At 66.5% G+C, this 16,169-nt stretch carries 16 protein-coding genes; 5 read left to right on the top strand and 11 right to left on the bottom strand.

Translation table 11 applies throughout. The annotated features are described in order from the left end of the window. Window positions 1-89 precede the first annotated feature (89 nt). The gene (locus OC159_RS10270) at window positions 90-1,589 is read right to left on the bottom strand and encodes a CoA-acylating methylmalonate-semialdehyde dehydrogenase (protein WP_265501057.1); all 1,500 of its coding nucleotides are present in this window, start codon (window positions 1,587-1,589) and stop codon (window positions 90-92) included. Between the two features lie 99 nt (window positions 1,590-1,688). Here OC159_RS10270 and OC159_RS10265 point away from each other — a divergent pair, with 99 nt between their 5' ends. The 3 genes from OC159_RS10265 to coaD all read left to right on the top strand — a co-directional run bounded on the left by OC159_RS10265 (window position 1,689) and on the right by coaD (window position 3,701). Further along, window positions 1,689-2,600, top strand: a complete 912-nt coding sequence (locus tag OC159_RS10265) for a LysR family transcriptional regulator (protein WP_265501056.1) — start codon at window positions 1,689-1,691, stop codon at window positions 2,598-2,600. A gap of 60 nt (window positions 2,601-2,660) precedes the next feature. After that, complete coding sequence (locus tag OC159_RS10260; protein ID WP_265501055.1) at window positions 2,661-3,122, top strand: CBS domain-containing protein; 462 nt, start codon at window positions 2,661-2,663, stop codon at window positions 3,120-3,122. An 87-nt stretch (window positions 3,123-3,209) separates the two neighbouring features. After that, the gene (gene coaD / locus OC159_RS10255) at window positions 3,210-3,701 is read left to right on the top strand and encodes a pantetheine-phosphate adenylyltransferase (RefSeq protein WP_265501054.1); all 492 of its coding nucleotides are present in this window, start codon (window positions 3,210-3,212) and stop codon (window positions 3,699-3,701) included. Here the strand turns inward: coaD and OC159_RS10250 are convergent. From OC159_RS10250 to pyrC, 9 genes are all read right to left on the bottom strand, one after another. Continuing rightward, a complete protein-coding gene (locus OC159_RS10250) occupies window positions 3,698-4,417 on the bottom strand; it encodes an SDR family oxidoreductase (RefSeq protein ID WP_265501053.1) in 720 nt (239 codons plus the stop codon). The two genes, coaD and OC159_RS10250, sit on opposite strands and share 4 nt — an antisense overlap. 705 nt (window positions 4,418-5,122) lie before the next feature. Then, window positions 5,123-5,614, bottom strand: a complete 492-nt coding sequence (locus tag OC159_RS10245) for a bactofilin family protein (protein WP_265501052.1) — start codon at window positions 5,612-5,614, stop codon at window positions 5,123-5,125. Next, on the bottom strand, window positions 5,604-6,872 hold the full coding sequence (locus OC159_RS10240; protein WP_265501051.1) for a DUF5930 domain-containing protein: 1,269 nt from the start codon (window positions 6,870-6,872) through the stop codon (window positions 5,604-5,606). The genes OC159_RS10245 and OC159_RS10240 overlap by 11 nt, the downstream gene beginning before the upstream one ends. Window positions 6,873-7,067: 195 nt before the next feature. Next, on the bottom strand, window positions 7,068-8,465 hold the full coding sequence (locus OC159_RS10235) for a helix-turn-helix domain-containing protein (protein ID WP_265501050.1): 1,398 nt from the start codon (window positions 8,463-8,465) through the stop codon (window positions 7,068-7,070). A 55-nt stretch (window positions 8,466-8,520) separates the two neighbouring features. Next, the gene (locus OC159_RS10230; protein WP_265501049.1) at window positions 8,521-9,708 is read right to left on the bottom strand and encodes a multidrug effflux MFS transporter; all 1,188 of its coding nucleotides are present in this window, start codon (window positions 9,706-9,708) and stop codon (window positions 8,521-8,523) included. A gap of 254 nt (window positions 9,709-9,962) precedes the next feature. Beyond that, window positions 9,963-10,313 (bottom strand): DMT family protein, encoded by a 351-nt coding sequence (locus tag OC159_RS10225; protein ID WP_265501048.1) that lies wholly within the window; start codon window positions 10,311-10,313, stop codon window positions 9,963-9,965. After that, entirely contained in the window at window positions 10,310-11,794 is a 1,485-nt protein-coding gene (locus OC159_RS10220) for a replicative DNA helicase (RefSeq protein ID WP_265501047.1), read from the bottom strand. Before OC159_RS10220 ends, OC159_RS10225 begins: the two co-directional genes overlap by 4 nt. 111 nt (window positions 11,795-11,905) lie before the next feature. After that, window positions 11,906-12,577 carry an orotate phosphoribosyltransferase gene (locus OC159_RS10215; RefSeq protein ID WP_265501046.1) on the bottom strand — a complete coding sequence of 224 codons (672 nt, stop codon included), beginning with the start codon at window positions 12,575-12,577 and terminating at the stop codon, window positions 11,906-11,908. After that, a complete protein-coding gene (gene pyrC / locus OC159_RS10210) occupies window positions 12,574-13,617 on the bottom strand; it encodes a dihydroorotase (RefSeq protein WP_265501045.1) in 1,044 nt (347 codons plus the stop codon). The genes OC159_RS10215 and pyrC overlap by 4 nt, the downstream gene beginning before the upstream one ends. A 167-nt stretch (window positions 13,618-13,784) precedes the next feature. Between pyrC and OC159_RS10205 the strand changes: the two genes are divergently transcribed. Together OC159_RS10205 and OC159_RS10200 are read left to right on the top strand one after the other, a co-directional pair. Then, window positions 13,785-14,090, top strand: coding sequence for an antibiotic ABC transporter (locus OC159_RS10205; protein WP_265501044.1), 306 nt, complete (start codon window positions 13,785-13,787; stop codon window positions 14,088-14,090). Window positions 14,091-14,153: 63 nt separating this feature from the next. After that, window positions 14,154-14,906 (top strand): SDR family NAD(P)-dependent oxidoreductase, encoded by a 753-nt coding sequence (locus OC159_RS10200; protein WP_265501043.1) that lies wholly within the window; start codon window positions 14,154-14,156, stop codon window positions 14,904-14,906. Between the two features lie 169 nt (window positions 14,907-15,075). Here OC159_RS10200 and gap read toward each other — a convergent pair whose 3' ends face one another. Continuing rightward, window positions 15,076-16,077 carry a type I glyceraldehyde-3-phosphate dehydrogenase gene (gene gap / locus OC159_RS10195; RefSeq protein WP_265501042.1) on the bottom strand — a complete coding sequence of 334 codons (1,002 nt, stop codon included), beginning with the start codon at window positions 16,075-16,077 and terminating at the stop codon, window positions 15,076-15,078. Between the last annotated feature and the right edge of the window lie 92 nt (window positions 16,078-16,169).

The following is a 16,169-nucleotide window of genomic DNA, read 5'->3' as shown; positions in this document are numbered from 1 at the left end:
GGGAAGACCTGAACGGGCGCTGGTGCGTCCCGCGGATGCCGGGGGGAGAGCCCCCCGGACCCCCGGGACAGGTTTGCATGGATGGCGGATCAGTCCATGGCCTTGAAGTTGAACTCTCCGCCTTCCTTGATGCCCGAGGGCCAGCGCGCGGTCACGGTCTTGGTGCGCGTATAGAAGCGGAACGCGTCCGGGCCGTGCTGGTTCAGGTCGCCGAAGCCCGATTTCTTCCAGCCGCCGAAGGTGTGGTAGGCCAGGGGCACCGGGATCGGCACGTTGACTCCGACCATGCCGATATTGATGCGGCTGGCAAAGTCGCGAGCCGTGTCGCCGTCACGAGTATAGATCGCCGTGCCGTTCCCGTATTCGTGGTCCATGGCCAGCTTGATTGCCTCTTCATAGCTGCCGGCGCGGACGGTGGTCAGGACCGGACCGAAGATCTCGGTCTTGTAGATGTCCATGTCCGGTGTCACACGGTCAAACAGGTGAGGACCGACGAAGAAGCCGTTCTCGTAGCCCTGCAGTTTGAAGTCGCGGCCGTCGACGACCAGTTCCGCGCCCTGGTCGACGCCCGACTGCACCAGGCGCAGGATGTTCTGCTGGGCCGCCTTGGTGACGACGGGGCCATAGTCGATGTCGCTGCCGGCGGTCCAGGGGCCGACCTTCAGCTTTTCGATCCGCGGGACCAGCTTTTCGATCAGCGCGTCGGCGGTCTTGTCGCCCACCGGCACCGCGACCGAGATCGCCATGCAGCGTTCGCCCGCCGCGCCATAGCCTGCGCCCACCAGCGCATCGGCGGCCTGGTCCAGATCGGCGTCCGGCATGATGATCATGTGGTTCTTGGCGCCGCCGAAGCACTGCGCGCGCTTGCCGGTCTGCGCCGCGCGTTCGTAGATGTACTGCGCGATGGGGGTCGAACCCACGAAGCCCACCGCCTGGACGGTCGGGTTGTCGAGGATTGCGTCCACGCTCTCCTTGTCGCCGTTGACGACCTGCAGCACGCCGTCGGGCAGCCCGGCCTCTTGCAGCAGCCTGGCCAGCATCAGGGGGACCGAGGGGTCACGTTCCGACGGCTTCAGGATCATGGCGTTGCCGGCGGCCAGCGCGGGACCCATCTTCCACAACGGAATCATGGCGGGAAAGTTGAAGGGCGTGATGCCTGCGACGACGCCAAGCGGTTGGCGCATGGAATACATGTCGATGCCGGGGCCGGCGCTGTCGGTGAATTCGCCCTTCAGCAGGTGCGGCGCGCCGATGCAGAACTCGATCACCTCAAGCCCGCGCTGGACGTCGCCCTTGGCGTCGGCGAAGGTCTTGCCGTGTTCCGAGGACAGAACCTCGGCCAGCTTGTCCATGTCGCGGTTGATCAGGCCGACGAAGGCCATCATGACGCGCGCACGACGCTGCGGGTTGGTGGCGCCCCAGGCGACCTGCGCCTTGGCGGCGCGTTCGATGGCATGGTCGAGTTCGGCCTTGGTGGCCAGCGACAGGCGCGCCTGAACCTCGCCGGTGGCGGGGTTGAAGACGTCCGAAAAGCGACCCGACGTGCCCTTGTATTCCTTGCCGTCGATCCAGTGATGAATCTCGTTCATGCAGAGTCCTCCTGTTTGAGCGGAAGGTTAGCCTTGCGATAACGCCGGATAAAGAGGCAGGGTGGCAAAAGGGTTTTGCAGAACTGCAAAGGAGATCCGGTGGACTGGGACGATCTGCGCATCTTCCTGGCGGTGGCCCGCAGCGAGAGCCTGTCGGGGGCCGGGCGCAGGCTGGGGCTGGACGCCTCGACCGTGGGACGTCGGGTCGCAAGGCTGGAGGCGTCGGTCGGTGCGGCGCTGTTTCTGAAGACGCCGCAGGGGTATCAGTTGACTGCCGAAGGGGCGCGCCTGACCGCCCCGGCCGAGGCGGCCGAACAGGCGGCCGTCGCCGCGTCGGAAGCCGTGCGTGCCGAAGCGGGGATCACCGGCCAGCTGCGGATCGGCGCGCCGGACGGCTGCGCGAACTATCTGCTGCCGCAGGTGGCCCGCGACCTTTGCGAGGCTCATCCGGGGCTGGAGGTGCAGATCGTCGCCCTGCCGCGGGTCGTCAACCTGACGCGGCGAGAGGCCGACATGGCCATCGCCGTCTCGCCCCCGGATACGGGGCGGCTGATGGTGCAGCGGCTGGCGGAATATCACCTGCACCTTGCGGCGCATCGGGATTATCTGGCCGCGCATCCGCCGCTGACAAGCCTGGAGGCGCTGAAGGACCACCGGATGATCAGCTATATCCCCGACATGATCTTCGACCGCGAGCTGGACTATCTGTCGGCGACCGGGGTCGAGACGGCGCAGATCAGCTCGAACTCGGTGGCGGTGCAGATGCAGGCCCTGCGCGCCGGCGCCGGAGTGGGGATCGTGCATGATTTTGCGCTGCCCTTCGCGCCGGGCGTGACGCGGGTTCTGACCGACCGAATCTTTCTGAAGCGCAGCTTCTGGTTGATCCGGCACGCGGACGACCGGGCGTCGCGCCGCCTGACGCTGCTGGCCGAGGCGCTGGCGCAAGGCGTGCGCGCCGAAATCCAGCGGCTGGAGGGGCAGCTGCCCACCCCCGACCACGGTCGCACTTGACGGATGGCGATTCGGGCCAAAAGATGAACCCACACAAAGCGCGAAGAAGGGGGCCCCACCATGCTGGTCAAGCAGTTGCTGTCGATGAAGTCGGATTCCGCCAAGCCGTGGATCGAGTCCGCCACGATCCTGACCATCGGCCCCGACGCAACCTTGGCCGAGGCCGCGCAACTGCTGGCCGAAAAGCGGATCGGTGCCGTCGTCGTGTCGACCGACGGCGAGACGGCGGGCGGCATCCTTTCGGAACGCGACATCGTCCGCCAGCTGGGCCGACACGGCCCCGACGTGCTGTCGCGCCCCATCAGCGAGTTCATGACCCGCGAGGTGCAGACCTGTACCGTGGCAGAGGATGCGCTGACCGTGCTGGAGCGGATGACCCAGGGGCGATTCCGCCACATGCCGGTGGTGGACGAGGGGGGGCGCATGCTGGGCGTCATCTCGATCGGCGACGCGGTCAGCGGGCGGCTGAAGGAACTGGCCGCCGAAAAGGAGGCGCTGACCGGGATGATCATGGGCGCCTGACGCATCGTCACGCGCGATCACTTTCTTGCAATCGGGGGGCAAATGCGGTTTGCCTGAGGCCCGGACCCTGACACAGGACGCGACCTCATGCGCATCGGCCTCTATCCCGGGACATTCGACCCGATCACCCTGGGCCATATCGACATCATCCAGCGCGCCATGGCGCTGGTCGATCGGCTGGTCATCGGCGTCGCGATCAACCGCGACAAGAGCCCGCTTTTCCCGCTGGAGGAGCGCGTGGCGATGGTCCAGGCCGAATGCGACGCCATCGCGCTGAAGACCGGGGGCGAGATCCTCGTCCACCCGTTCGAGAACCTGCTGATCGACTGCGCCCGCGACGTGGGCGCCAAGGTGATCGTCCGCGGCCTTCGCGCCGTGGCCGACTTCGAATACGAGTTCCAGATGGTCGGCATGAACCGCGCCTTGGACAGCAGCATCGAGACGGTGTTCATGATGGCCGACGCGCGCCGGCAGGCCATTGCCTCGAAGCTGGTCAAGGAAATCGCGCGGCTTGGCGGCGACATCTCAAAATTCGTCACGCCCCCGGTGGCCGAGGCGTTGCTGCGCCGCTATGGTTAGCCGCGGCCGATGAAGGGCATGGCGGTCGCCATGATTGTCATGAACTGAATGTTGGCGCCTGGCGGAAGGTTGGCCATGTGCCAGACCGAATCGGCGGCGGTCGAGACGTCCATCGTGGGTTCGGCATCAGGATCCTGCGCCGCCGCCTGGCGCAGAAGCTCGGTCGAGGCGTTGCCGATGTCGATCTGTCCGCAGGCGATATCGAGCGATCGCCCGTCCAGCGACAGGCTGCGCGTCAGGCCGGTCACCGCGTGCTTCGAGACAGTGTAGGCGACCGACTGCGCACGCGGCGAATGCGCGGCGACCGAGCCGTTGTTGATGATGCGCCCGCCCTGCGGTGTCTGGTCGCGCATCACGGCAAAGGCCGCAGCCGCGCAGATGAACATGCCGGTCACGTTCGTATCGATGACCTTTCGGAACACGTCGACCGGAAGGCGGTCGGGATCGGCCAGCGACGCTGCTTGCCCGGCATTGTTGAAGAGCGCGTCGATGCGCCCCCAGTCCCGGCGCGCACGGTCGAACGCGAAACGTACACCAGCCTCGTCGGTCACGTCGCAGGGCAGGATCAGCGCATCAGGATGGCCGGCGGCCGTTTCCTCCAGCGGCGGTGCGCGGCGCCCCAGCAATGCCACCCGCCAGCCCCGCGACAGGAAGAGGCGCGCAGTGGTGCGGCCGATCCCGCTGCCCGCGCCCGTGATGATGATGCCTTGTGTCATCCGACGACGACGCTTCTCGTCGATGGGCCGGCCGTGCAGGTGGCGTGTCGCATGATGTCTCCAGACCTTCCGATGGCTGCGGGTGCAAAGCTATTCTGCCGACGGCAAGATGCAAAGCCCGCTTGAACATGCGGAATGTAGGGTGGACCGACGGCGATCCGCGGTGCTCTGCCGAAGTCGGCTTGCGCCGAGACCGCGCTGGCATACGCTTCAGGCAAAGACGCTGCCACACCGGACCCAGGTCGGTTGATACCGAACTGGCCCGTGGAATATCTGCCCAAGGGGTATCGCCATGCGCAGCTAGCCGACCGCGCCGGTCTCTCGACTTCTTGCGCCTGTGGAAAAAGACGCACAGGAAATTCGTTTTCGGCGACCCTGCGCGCTCTTGCGCTACTGCAAGTAAGTCATAAGGACGCCCCCGCGTTATCAGGTACCTCATTCCGCCGCTCTGCCCGGATATGCGTTTCGCAATGTCGTGAGGCAGCCTGAGGTTTCATAAAGTGCCGATGTGTCCGGCATCCTGAGCGTGCTCCATGTGAGGTAGCAGGGGCCAGGAACTCCGCTCGTTGCGTCCTGGGAATGCGCCATAGGAGGGGGCAGGGACTCGGCCGCCGCCCATGGCGTTCGCCGATCTGAAAATCCTGCAAGGCCAGCTACAAATGAAAGGACCCGCCGAGGCGGGTCCGACAGGCACAGCGGCGAATATTATTCGGCCGGAGGAGCCAGCTTCTTGGTGCCGCCGTTGTTCAACGGGTCTTCCTGGCGCTGGACCGAACCCTCGAAGTGGGCGCCTGATTCGATGGCGATGGTCTTGTGGATGATGTCGCCCTCGACGCGGGCCGTGGCGGTCAGGCGCACCTTCAGGCCGCGCACGCGGCCGACCACGCGGCCGTGGACGATAACATCATCTCCGACGATCTCGCCCTTGATGGTGGCCGTCTCACCGACCGTCAGCTGATGGGCGCGAATGTCGCCCTCGACAGTGCCCTCGACCTGGATGTCGCCCTGCGTCTTGATGTTCCCGACGACCGTCAGGTCCGAGGACATGATCGACGGCGTGGTCCGGGGACGCGGCGCCGGCGTGGCTGCGGCATCAACGGCGCGTTCGGGTGCGGCGGGCGCGGCTTCGGGCAAGGGCCCGGACGGGGCAGGCGAGGAAGTGGGACGGTTCTCGGTCACGCGGGTCTTACTGAACATTTTCTGCTGCCTTGATGAAGCTCATCGGGTCCACGGCCCGACCGTTCATCCGCACCTCGTAATGCAGGTGTGGCCCGGTCGAGCGTCCGGTATTGCCCATAGCACCGATAAGCTCTCCTTGCGACACCCTTTGACCGACTTTCACGCCGATCCGGCTGAGATGACCATAGCGCGTTTCGGTCCCCAGCTCATGCTCGATCTTGATGAGGTTGCCGTAGGCGCCCTGGCGACTTGCAACGGTCACGACCCCGTCGCCGGTAGCGTGGATCGGCGTGCCCACGGGTCCGGCCATGTCGATGCCCTGGTGCATGCGCCCCCACCGCCGGCCGAAGCCCGAGGTATAGCGGAACGCCTGCTGCACCGGCATAGCCAGCGGCAGCTTCTCGATGGCGATCCGATATGTGTTCATCTGGTCCAGCGTCACGATGATCTGCCGAGCCTTTGTCTCGTTCTGGCTGAGCGCCGCGTTGCCGCGGGTCGAATAGGACAGCGGCGTCAGCGGACCGCCCTGACCGGAATACCCTTCGCGGATCGTCTCCAGAACCTTGTCCGGGTTCATCCCGACCGCGCGGAAGACATCGTCCAGCGGCGCGACCGAGACCGTCACCGCGTCCTCGAGCTGCGTCAGGATCTCGTCGTTGCGGGCCAGGATCTGGTCGCGCTCGACGGTCAGCTCCTGCGCGGCAAGGCGGGCCTCGTCGGCCTCTTGCCGGGCCAGGGCGCGCTGGTCGGCGGTCTGGCGAAGCTCTTCCGCCAGGATGTCCAGCGCGGCGGTGACTTCCTCGCTGCGATCGGGGCCGGCACCGTCCGCGGCGGCGGTCTGCTGCGCCTCGCGTTTCGCCAGCGTCTCGGTCAGGGTCGAGCGGATCGCGCCAAGGCCGGCCTCCATCTCGCGGCGCTTCTCCTCGGAGCCGAGCAGCTGCGTCTGCATCTGCGACACCTGGTCCAGCGCCGTCGCGAAGCGCGCCTGGGCGGCCAGCGCCTCGGTCGCGCGCGCGTCACGTTCGGCCTGCAGCTCGTGCAGCCGCTGTTCGAAACCGGCTTGCGTGCCTGAAATCCCCGACCTGTCGGCGCCCACGGCGTCGATCATAAGCGCCGAGCTTGCGAACAGCGTCCAGCCGAAAGCAAGCGTGATGCCGCTGATCCCGGCAAGTTGCGTCAGGGGCCGCAGGCGCAGGACGCGGGTGGTATCATCTGACCGGAGGAAAAGCCGCTGCTCTGGCAGGATTTTTCCAAGCGACGCGTTCAGTCGATCCATCACCGTCATATTTGATCACTGTCCCTCGAAAGGCACGCCTTGTCCGTGGTCGGCGCATTGGTTCCATTCGGCGTTGGGTAAACAGCAGCTGTGCCTTCAAAGCAACAGCCAAGAAAAAGGCGCGGCAACGATACGCGAAACCTCGCTCTATTCGGCGGGTTCCCGCCCAAGTTGCGGGGTTCGTCTGTGGATAAGTCAGGCGATTTCGTAGGGAAGGGGGCCGTGGCGATCCTGCGGAATGCGCAGGTTGCGGTCGATGGGTGGCACCGACCGCTGGTGGCAGTCGCGGCGCGGGCAGATCCGGCAAGAGATGCCGATGGGTTCGAAGGCCCGCGGCTTGGTCAGGTCCAGCCCGTCTGCATAGACCATGCCCTCGGCCTGCGTGACCTCGACCCCCAGCCCGATGGCAAAGCGGCGGACGGGGGCGTTGAAAGCGCCGGCGTGCTTGGACACGTCGCGCGACAGCAGCAGATAGCGCACGCCGTCCGGCGTTTCCGCCAGCTGGCGCAGGAAGCGGCCCGGCTGTTCGAACGCCTGGTGCACGTTCCACAAGGGGCAGGCGCCCCCGAAGCGGGCGAATTGCAGCCGGGTTGCCGAATGGCGCTTGGTGATCGTGCCGGCCTGGTCGACCCGGACAAAGAAGAACGGCACCCCCTTGGCACCCGGCCGCTGCATCGTCGACAGCCGGTGGGCCACCTGCTCCAGCGAGGCCCCAAAGAGGTGCGACAGACGCTCCAGGTCGTGCCGTTCGTGCTGTGCGGCGGCCAGGAACGCGCGATAGGGCATGAGCGCGGCCCCCGCGAAGTAGTTCGCCATGCCAAGCCGCGCGATCTCGCGCGCCGTGGGGCTGCGGAAGCGGGCCAGGTCCAGCGTCGCCTCCAGAAGGTCGCCCTGCCGTTCCAGCGCCACAAGGTGCAGCAGCTGGAAAAGCCGGGTAGGGGCCTCGGCTGCGGCATTGACCAGCAGGCGGTCGCCGTCGCGGCGATAGACCGAGTTGGCCGGAAGCTCGGTCAGGCGGACCTCGATGCCGTTCGCGGCCAGTGCCGCGACGGCCATCTGCCAGGGATCACCTCGCTTGCCGTCCGGGCAGGCAAAGCGTTCGGCCGCGCGGTCGACGGCGTCGATGTAGTTGTCGCAGTAGTGGAAGAAGTCCCGCACCTCCTCCCAAGGGGTGGTCAGGCTGTTCTGGCTGGCGGCACCGATCGCCTCGTCCAGCGCGGCCAGGCGTTCCTGACCTTCGCGATGCGCGCGATAGAGGTCGAGGAACGCCCGCGCCAGCACCGGCGCATTGGTCGCAGCGAGGCGCAGGTCGGCCAGCGGCGGGGCGGCATCGAACAAAGGGTCGGCCAGGGCTTCCTGCATATCGATCACCATGCGTTCGGCATCGCCGGCGGCCAGCGTCGTCAGGTCGACGCCGAACTCCTGCGCCAGCCGCAGCAGGGCTCCTGCGCTGATCGGCCGGTGGTTGTTCTCCATCTGCGACAGGTAGGGCAGCGACACGCCGAGGCTTTCCGCGAAGCGGCGCTGCGTCAAGCCGGCGCGGGCGCGGGTTTCCCGCAAGGCGCTGCCGGCATAGATTTTTTGCGTGGCCATCCCGTTCCCCTTTGCAAACAAGCCTTAGCCGTTGCAAAGCCGGGCCGGCAAGATCCTAGTGCAGGGCCATCAGCTGCGCCTCGCGGCGGAAGACCCAGGCGATGGCCAGCAGCGACCCTGCCGCCGAGGCGCACATGATGACCAGAAGCGGCGTCGCGCCGCTGCCCGGTTGCAGCAGCGCGCCGGCCAGCGCCGACAGCGCCGCGCCCCCGGCGACGGTCAGCGCGCCGCCCAAGCCCGAGGCCGTGCCGGCCAACTCTGGCCGGACGCTCATCATGCCAGCATTGGCGTTGGGCAGGACCATGCCATTCCCGAGGCCCATCAACGCGATGGCCCCGAAGAAGACAAGCGGCCGAACCAGCCCCGACAGGTCGGCCAGAAGCGCCAGCGACAGCGCGACGAAGCAGGTGATCGCACCGAACAGGATCATCCGGTTCAGCCCGAGGCGTGCCGACAGGCGTGCCGACAGGAAGTTGCCCATGATATAGCCGATGGAAGGGGCCGCGAACCAGTAGCCGACCTGCGCGGGCGTCAGGCCGAACACGCGCTCCCCCACAAAGGGCGCCCCGCCCAGATAGGCGAAGAACGCGCCCGACGACAGCGTCGCGGCCAGGCAATAGCCCCAGAACCTGTGCGAGCGCGCCAGGATGGGATAGTTCACCATCTGCCGCCGCAGGGACAGGCCGCCGCCGCGCACCGTCTCTCCCATGTCGCGAAACGCGAGGACCAGGACGATGATGCCCAGAAGGCCCATCACCGCGAAATTCGCCTGCCAGCCGAAGAGCTCGTCAAGGACGCCGCCGAAGACGGGCGCCATCATCGGCACCACGGCCATGCCCATCGTGACATAGCCCAGCATCGACGCCGCCCGGTCGCCGTCGTAAAGGTCGCGTACCACGGCCCGCGGCACCAGCATGCAGACGGTGATGACCGACTGGAGCAGCCGGAAGACAAGGAAGGTCGCGGCAGTGGTCGCCATCAGCGTGCCGATCGTGGCCAGCAGGAAGCCGACGAGGCCCCAGATGACCACGGGCCGTCGACCGAAGCGGTCGCTGAGCGGCCCACCGATCAACTGCAGCGCCGCGCTGGCGCCGATATAGGCCGAAACCGACAGCTGCATGACCGCGTAGTCGACGCCGAAGTCCCGCGCCATGCCTGGCAGCGACGGCAGGAACACGTTCATGGACAGCGCCGAGACGCCCGACAGGGCAACCAGCGTCAGAAGGTGAGGGGGCGTGCGCATCTGGAGCCTTTGGCGATGGTGTCTTGCACGTTATGCAGAGCTACGCGCTGCCGTCCAGAGCACAGCATTGCAAGGGCCGCGCCGGAGCAGGTAGGTTCTATGCCAAGCCGCCCATCCGGCGAGGCCAAAACAAGGGCCACTGGGGAAGGTGGATCAGGACGCGTGATCGGATCTGCGTCCAACTGCGACACAGAGCTTGCGTCCCGCGACGGCGGGGGGCCAGCCCCCCGCACCCCCCGATGGCCGTTCGTGCCTCAGCCGAAGTCGTGGAAGATGAACCAGGCGCCAAGGCAGATGAGGGAAAAGCCGACCCCGTGCTGCCACCCCAGCTTTTCACCAAGGTATGCCCAGGAAAAGACGGCGAAGACGGACAGGCTGATGACCTCTTGGATGGTCTTCAGCTGGGCCGGGCTGAAATGGCCGTGCCCGATGCGGTTGGCGGGCACCTGCAGGATATATTCGGGCAGTGCGATCAGCCAACTGACCGCAATGACGACGAGCAGAGGGGCCGTCTTGAAGCGCAGGTGTCCATACCACGCGAAGGTCATGAAGACGTTCGACGCGATCAGCAGTCCGACCGTGACGACCGGAACCGGCAGGCTCATTCCCACTGGCTCTGCCGGTCGCGGGCGAGGTTGCCGAAGCGGGTGAACTGTCCCTCGAAGGCCAGTTCGACCGTGCCGATGGGGCCGTGACGCTGCTTGCCGAGGATCACCTCGGCCTTGCCATGCACGCTCTCCATGATCTGCTGCCACTTGGCCATCGCATCCAGATCGCTGTCGGACGGCTTCTCGCGTTCCTTGTAGTATTCCTCGCGGAAAACGAACATCACGATGTCGGCGTCCTGCTCGATCGAGCCGGATTCGCGCAGGTCGGACAGCTGCGGGCGCTTGTCCTCGCGGTTCTCGACCTGTCGGGACAGCTGCGACAGGGCGATCACAGGGATGTTCAGCTCTTTCGCGATGGCCTTGAGGCCCTGGGTGATTTCGCTGACCTCGTTCACGCGGCTGTCCTTGGCGGTCGCGGCCTTCAGAAGCTGAAGGTAGTCGACCATCAGCACGTCCAATCCATGCGTCCGCTTCAGCTTGCGGGCGCGGGCCGCCAGCTGGTTGATCGGCAGCGCGGGCGTGTCGTCGATATAGAGCGGGCAGTTCTGCAGCGCGTGGGCGGCCTCGACGAAGCGGCGGAACTCGGCCTCGTCCATGTTGCCCGAGCGGATGCGTTCGCTGGGCACCTCGGCGGCCTCGGACAGGATGCGGGCGGCCAGCTGCTCGGCAGACATTTCCAGGCTGAAGAAGCCGACGACGCCGCCTTCGACGGTGCCGTGGGTGCCGTCGGGCTTTTCGCCCAACTTGTGGGCCTTCGCGATGTTGAACGCGATGTTGGTGGCCAGCGAGGTCTTGCCCATCGAGGGTCGCCCGGCCAGGATGATCAGGTCCGAATTGTTCAGGCCGCCCATCTTGCCGTCCAGGTCGATCAGCCCGGTCGAGATCCCCGACAGCTTGCCGTCGCGCTGATAAGCGGCGTTGGCGGCCTGCACGGCGCCGGTGACGGCCTTGAGGAAGCTCTGGAAGCCGCGTTCGGCGACGCCGGCCTCGCCCAGCTTATAAAGTGTCTGTTCCGCGGCCTTGATCTGTTCCTCGGCGTCGTCGCCCACCTCGACAGTCGAGGCGCGGGCGGCGATGTCCTGACCCAGCTGCATGAGTTCGCGCCGCAGGGCGAATTCGCGGATCATCTGGGCATAGTCGCGCGCCGCATAGGCGCTGATCGCCGCAGCCGCCATCCGGGCAAGGTAGGCGGGGCCGCCAAGTTCCTTCAGCCCGTCGTCGTTTTCAAGAAACGCCTTGATGGTGACGGGGCTGGCCAGCGCGTTCTTGCGGATGCGTTCGGCGCAGATGTCGAAGATGCGTGCGTGGACCGGGTGATAGAAGTGGTCGGACTTGATGATCTGGCTGACGCGGTCGAAGACGTCGTTGTTGGTCAGCAGTGCGCCCAGAAGCTGCTGTTCCGCCTCGAGCGAGAAGGGGATGGCGGGTTTGTCCTCGCCTTCGGCCTGGCCGGGTGTGATCACGCGCAGTCCGCTCATGTCCTGTCCTGACTTTTGGTTCAAGGGGCCAGCATAGTCGAAAGGGGTGGGCGTTGAAATCGCCGGCCCCCAGATTCCGGTGCATGAAGCTGTGGACAGCCTGTGGACAACTTACGGGTTGGCGGCCTGCCAGGCGCGGGGGTCGGTCAGGAAGGCCTCGACCTCGGTCAGGGTTGCCTGGTCGAAGGCCATCTGCGCGCGCGCCTCGGCAAGGACGTCCCACCAGGTGCAGAGGTGGTGCAGCGTCACCCCGTGATCGGACAGCCGCTGCGTCGTTTCCGGAAAGATGCCGTAGTAGAAGATCACCGCCGTATGGGCGCAGTCGGCGCCCGTCTCGCGGATGGCGTCGACGAAGGACAGCTTGCTGCCCCCGTCGGTGGTCAGATCCTCGACCAGCAGGACGCGTTGGCCCTCGGTCATCACGCCCTCGATCCGGGCGTTGCGGCCATAGCCTTTGGGCTTTTTCCGCACATAGGTCATCGGCAGGCCAAGCCGTTCGGCCACCAGCGCGCCGAAGGGGATGCCCGCGGTTTCACCGCCGGCGACGTTGTCGAACGCCTCGAAACCCGCATCGCGCAGGATGGTAGCGGCCATGAAATCCATCAGCGTGGCGCGGATGCGCGGAAAGCTGATGATGCGGCGGCAGTCCACATAGGTCGGCCCCTTCAGGCCGGACGCATAGGTGAAGGGCTGGGTGGCGTTGAAGTCGACCGCCTTGATCTCGAGCAGCATCCGGGCGGTAAGGCGGGCGATTTCCTCGCGCGCCGGGAAGGTCAGGTTCATGCGTTCTCCGTGTGCCAGAACAGCGGGAAACCGGGGTCGAAGACGGTGACGGTCTCGTCCCCCGCGTTGATGTGGGTGGGATAGGCGGCGGGCGTGTCGCGGCGGGTCAGCGTGATCCGGTCCTCGTTCGGCGCCATCCGATAGAAGGCGGCGCCGTTCAGGCCGGCAAAGCCTTCCAGCCGGTCCAGGGCGTCGTCGTCCTGGAAGACCTGCGCCAGGATCGACATGGTGTTCGGTGCGGTGAAGCAGCCCGCGCAGCCGCAGGGCTGCAGCTTGGCGCTGTCGGCATGGGGCGCACTGTCGGTGCCCAGGAAGAACCGCGCCTCGCCGCCGGTGGCGGCCTCCCGAAGGGCCAGGCGGTGCGATTCGCGCTTGGCGACGGGCAGGCAGTAATAGTGCGGCCGGATCCCGCCCGCGAGGATCGCGTTGCGGTTGATGACCAGGTGGTGGGTCGTGATCGTGGCGGCCAGATCGTCGCCGCCGGACCGGGCATAGGCGACGCCTTCGCTGGTGGTGATATGCTCCATCACCACGCGCAGGCCGGGGGTGCGGCGCCGCAGGGGGTCCAGGACGGTTTCGATGAAGACCGCCTCTCGGTCGAAGATGTCGACCGACGGGTCGGTGACTTCGCCGTGCACGCAGAGCGTGACGCCCGCTTCGGCCATCGCCTCCAGCACGGGCTGGACGCGCGCGAAATCCGTCACGCCCGAGGCGCTGTTGGTCGTGGCGCCGGCAGGGTAGAGCTTGACCGCCCGGATGATCCCGTCGCGGAACGCCCCGACGACATCGGCGGCGTCCGTCGCATCCGTCAGATAGAGCGTCATCTGCGGATCGAGCGCCGCGCCCTTGGGCAAGGCCGCGAGGATCCGGTCGCGATAGGCGGCGGCCTGCGCGCCGGTCGTGACTGGCGGCACCAGGTTCGGCATGATGATCGCGCGGCCGAAGCCCGCGGAATGCGGCGCAACGGCGGCAAGCATCGCGCCGTCGCGCAGGTGCAGGTGCCAGTCGTCCGGGCGGCGAAGGGTCAGCGTCTGTGTCATGGGCTTGCCTCTAACCACGGCAATGCCGACTTGCCAAGCGGCGGCGTCAAGTTTTCGGGAACCACGTCCCGAAGTTGCGGTTGTCTTGCTGCACTGCAGCATGAGATCTGCTATGCACATGCCGTGCCCAGGTGGCACCGAGGGAAGTGGTCCAGATGAAGTCAATGATGCCGATGTTTCTACCCGCAGCGCAGATGCGTCTTGCGGCAGAGTTCGCCCGCATGGCGGTCGAGGCCAACATGGTCATCGGCCTGCGCATGGCGGGCATGTTTGGCCTGATGGCGCAGGCGCCCGGAGAGCCGTTCCTGATGGTGGCCGAAAAGCAGGCCGCCGTGTCCGAATCGATGTTCGCGATGGCACAGGCGGGTCTGCGCGGTGACAGCACCGAGCGGATGCTGTCAGCGGCGCTGCGGCCCTATGGCCGGCGCACCCGCGCCAATTCGCGTCGTCTTTCGGCAGTCAAGTCGCGCTGAGCGGAACGCGCGCCAACCCCGTCCGTTACCGGTGCTGACAGCAACAACCGGAAGGACGGCGCAATGAAGACGGCATTGGTCACAGGCGGTGCGCAGGGCATCGGCAAGGGCATCGTGACCCGGCTGAGGACGGATGGGTGGCGGGTTGCCGTGTTCGACATCGACCGCGAGGCGGTGGGCGAGCTTTGCGACGCCGATGAGGAAATCCTGGGCCTGCAGGTTGATGTCGGGTCCGAGGAAGACGTGGCCCGAGGTTTCGATGCCTTGCGGGGATGGCTGGACGGCGAGCCCCTGAACCTGCTGGTATCGAACGCAGGGCTGGCCGATCCGGTCAGCGGTCCGATCGAGGATCTGTCGCTGGACGGCTGGCGCCGGTGGCAGGACAGCCACGTGACCGGTGCCTTTCTGTGCATCCGTGCTGCGGTTCCGCTGCTGCGGACGGGCCGGGGGAGCATCGTCACGATGTCCTCGACCAGGGCGCATCAGTCCGAACCGCAGACCGAGGCATATGCCGCGGCCAAGGGGGCGCTGGTCGCCCTGACCCATGCCCTGGCGGTCAGCCTGGGGCCCGCGATCCGGGTGAACACCATCCTGCCGGGCTGGATCGAGACGGGGCCGTGGCAGAAGGTCGCAAAGCGCGAGGATCCGGACCATTCGGCGGCAGACCGTGACCAGCACCCGGTTGGCAGGGTGGGGCGGCCGGAAGACGTTGCGGGACTGGTCGCGTGGCTCGCCTCTGAAGAGGCAGGCTTCGTGACGGGCCAGCAGTTCGTGATCGACGGCGGCATGAGTGTGAGGATGATCTATGCCGAATGAGAACAGGCAGCCCCCGGGGCGGGACGCGCAGCACCCGCTCTCGGCCTTGCGATTGACCCTTGCATCGTGGGGGCTGCCCGCCTGACGGCGGGCGGGACCTGCCGCGACAGGTCGCATGAAACAGCGGCGGAGCAGGGCTCCGCCGCTGTTTTCGGTCATCCGGGCTGGTTCAGATCAGCTTGCCCATGGCAACGGCCGTGTCCGACATGCGGTTCGAGAAGCCCCATTCGTTGTCGTACCAGGTCAGGATGCGGACCATCCGGCCCTCCATGACCTTGGTCTGGTCCATGTGGAAGATCGACGAATGCGGGTCGTGGTTGAAGTCGGACGACACCAGCGGTTCCTCGGTGTAGCCGAGGACGCCCTTCAACGGGCCATCGGCCGCGGCCTTGATCGCCTCGTTAATCTCGGCAACCGAGGTGTCGCGGGCGGCTTCGAAGACCAGGTCCACGACTGAGACGTTGGGCGTCGGCACGCGGATCGCAACGCCGTCCAGCTTGCCCTTCAGTTCCGGCAGCACCAGGCCCACGGCCTTGGCCGCGCCGGTCGAGGTCGGGATCATCGACAGCGCGGCGGCACGCGCGCGGTAGAGGTCCTTGTGCATGGTGTCCAGCGTCGGCTGGTCGCCGGTATAGCTGTGGATCGTGGTCATGAAGCCGCGGTCGATGCCGATCGTGTCGTTCAGCACCTTCGCCACCGGGGACAGGCAGTTCGTGGTGCAGCTGGCGTTCGATACGACCAGGTCATCTGCGGTCAGCGTGTCGTGGTTCACGCCATAGACGATGGTCTTGTCCGCGCCCTCGCCCGGGGCCGAGATCAGGACGCGCTTGGCGCCGGTCGACAGGTGCGGCTGCACCTTTTCCTTCGACGTGAAGATGCCGGTGCATTCCATGATGACGTCGATGTCGCCCCAGGGCAGCTCGGCCGGGTTGCGGATCGCGGTCACCTTGATCGGGCCGCGGCCGACGTCGATGCTGGACCCGTCAACCGTGACCGTGGCCGGGAAGCGGCCGTGAACGCTGTCATAGCGCAGCAAATGGGCGTTGGTCTCGACCGGGCCGAGGTCATTGATGGCGACGACCTCGATGTCGGTGCGGCCGGATTCGACGATTGCGCGCAGGATGTTGCGACCGATCCGGCCGAAGCCGTTGATGGCGACCTTGACTGCCATGGGTACCCCTCGTTAGCAGGTGACGGTTGCCATTCCTCTAGCCTGCCGAAAGGGGCGATGCAAACGCCGTCTGGATGACGCGCGCTAACGGT

Origin of the sequence: Paracoccus beibuensis, from assembly GCF_026162625.1 — a bacterium.
Lineage (GTDB): Bacteria > Pseudomonadota > Alphaproteobacteria > Rhodobacterales > Rhodobacteraceae > Paracoccus > Paracoccus beibuensis.
Note: the sequence above shows the minus strand (reverse complement) of the source record. Positions and strands in the feature narration are given on the sequence as shown.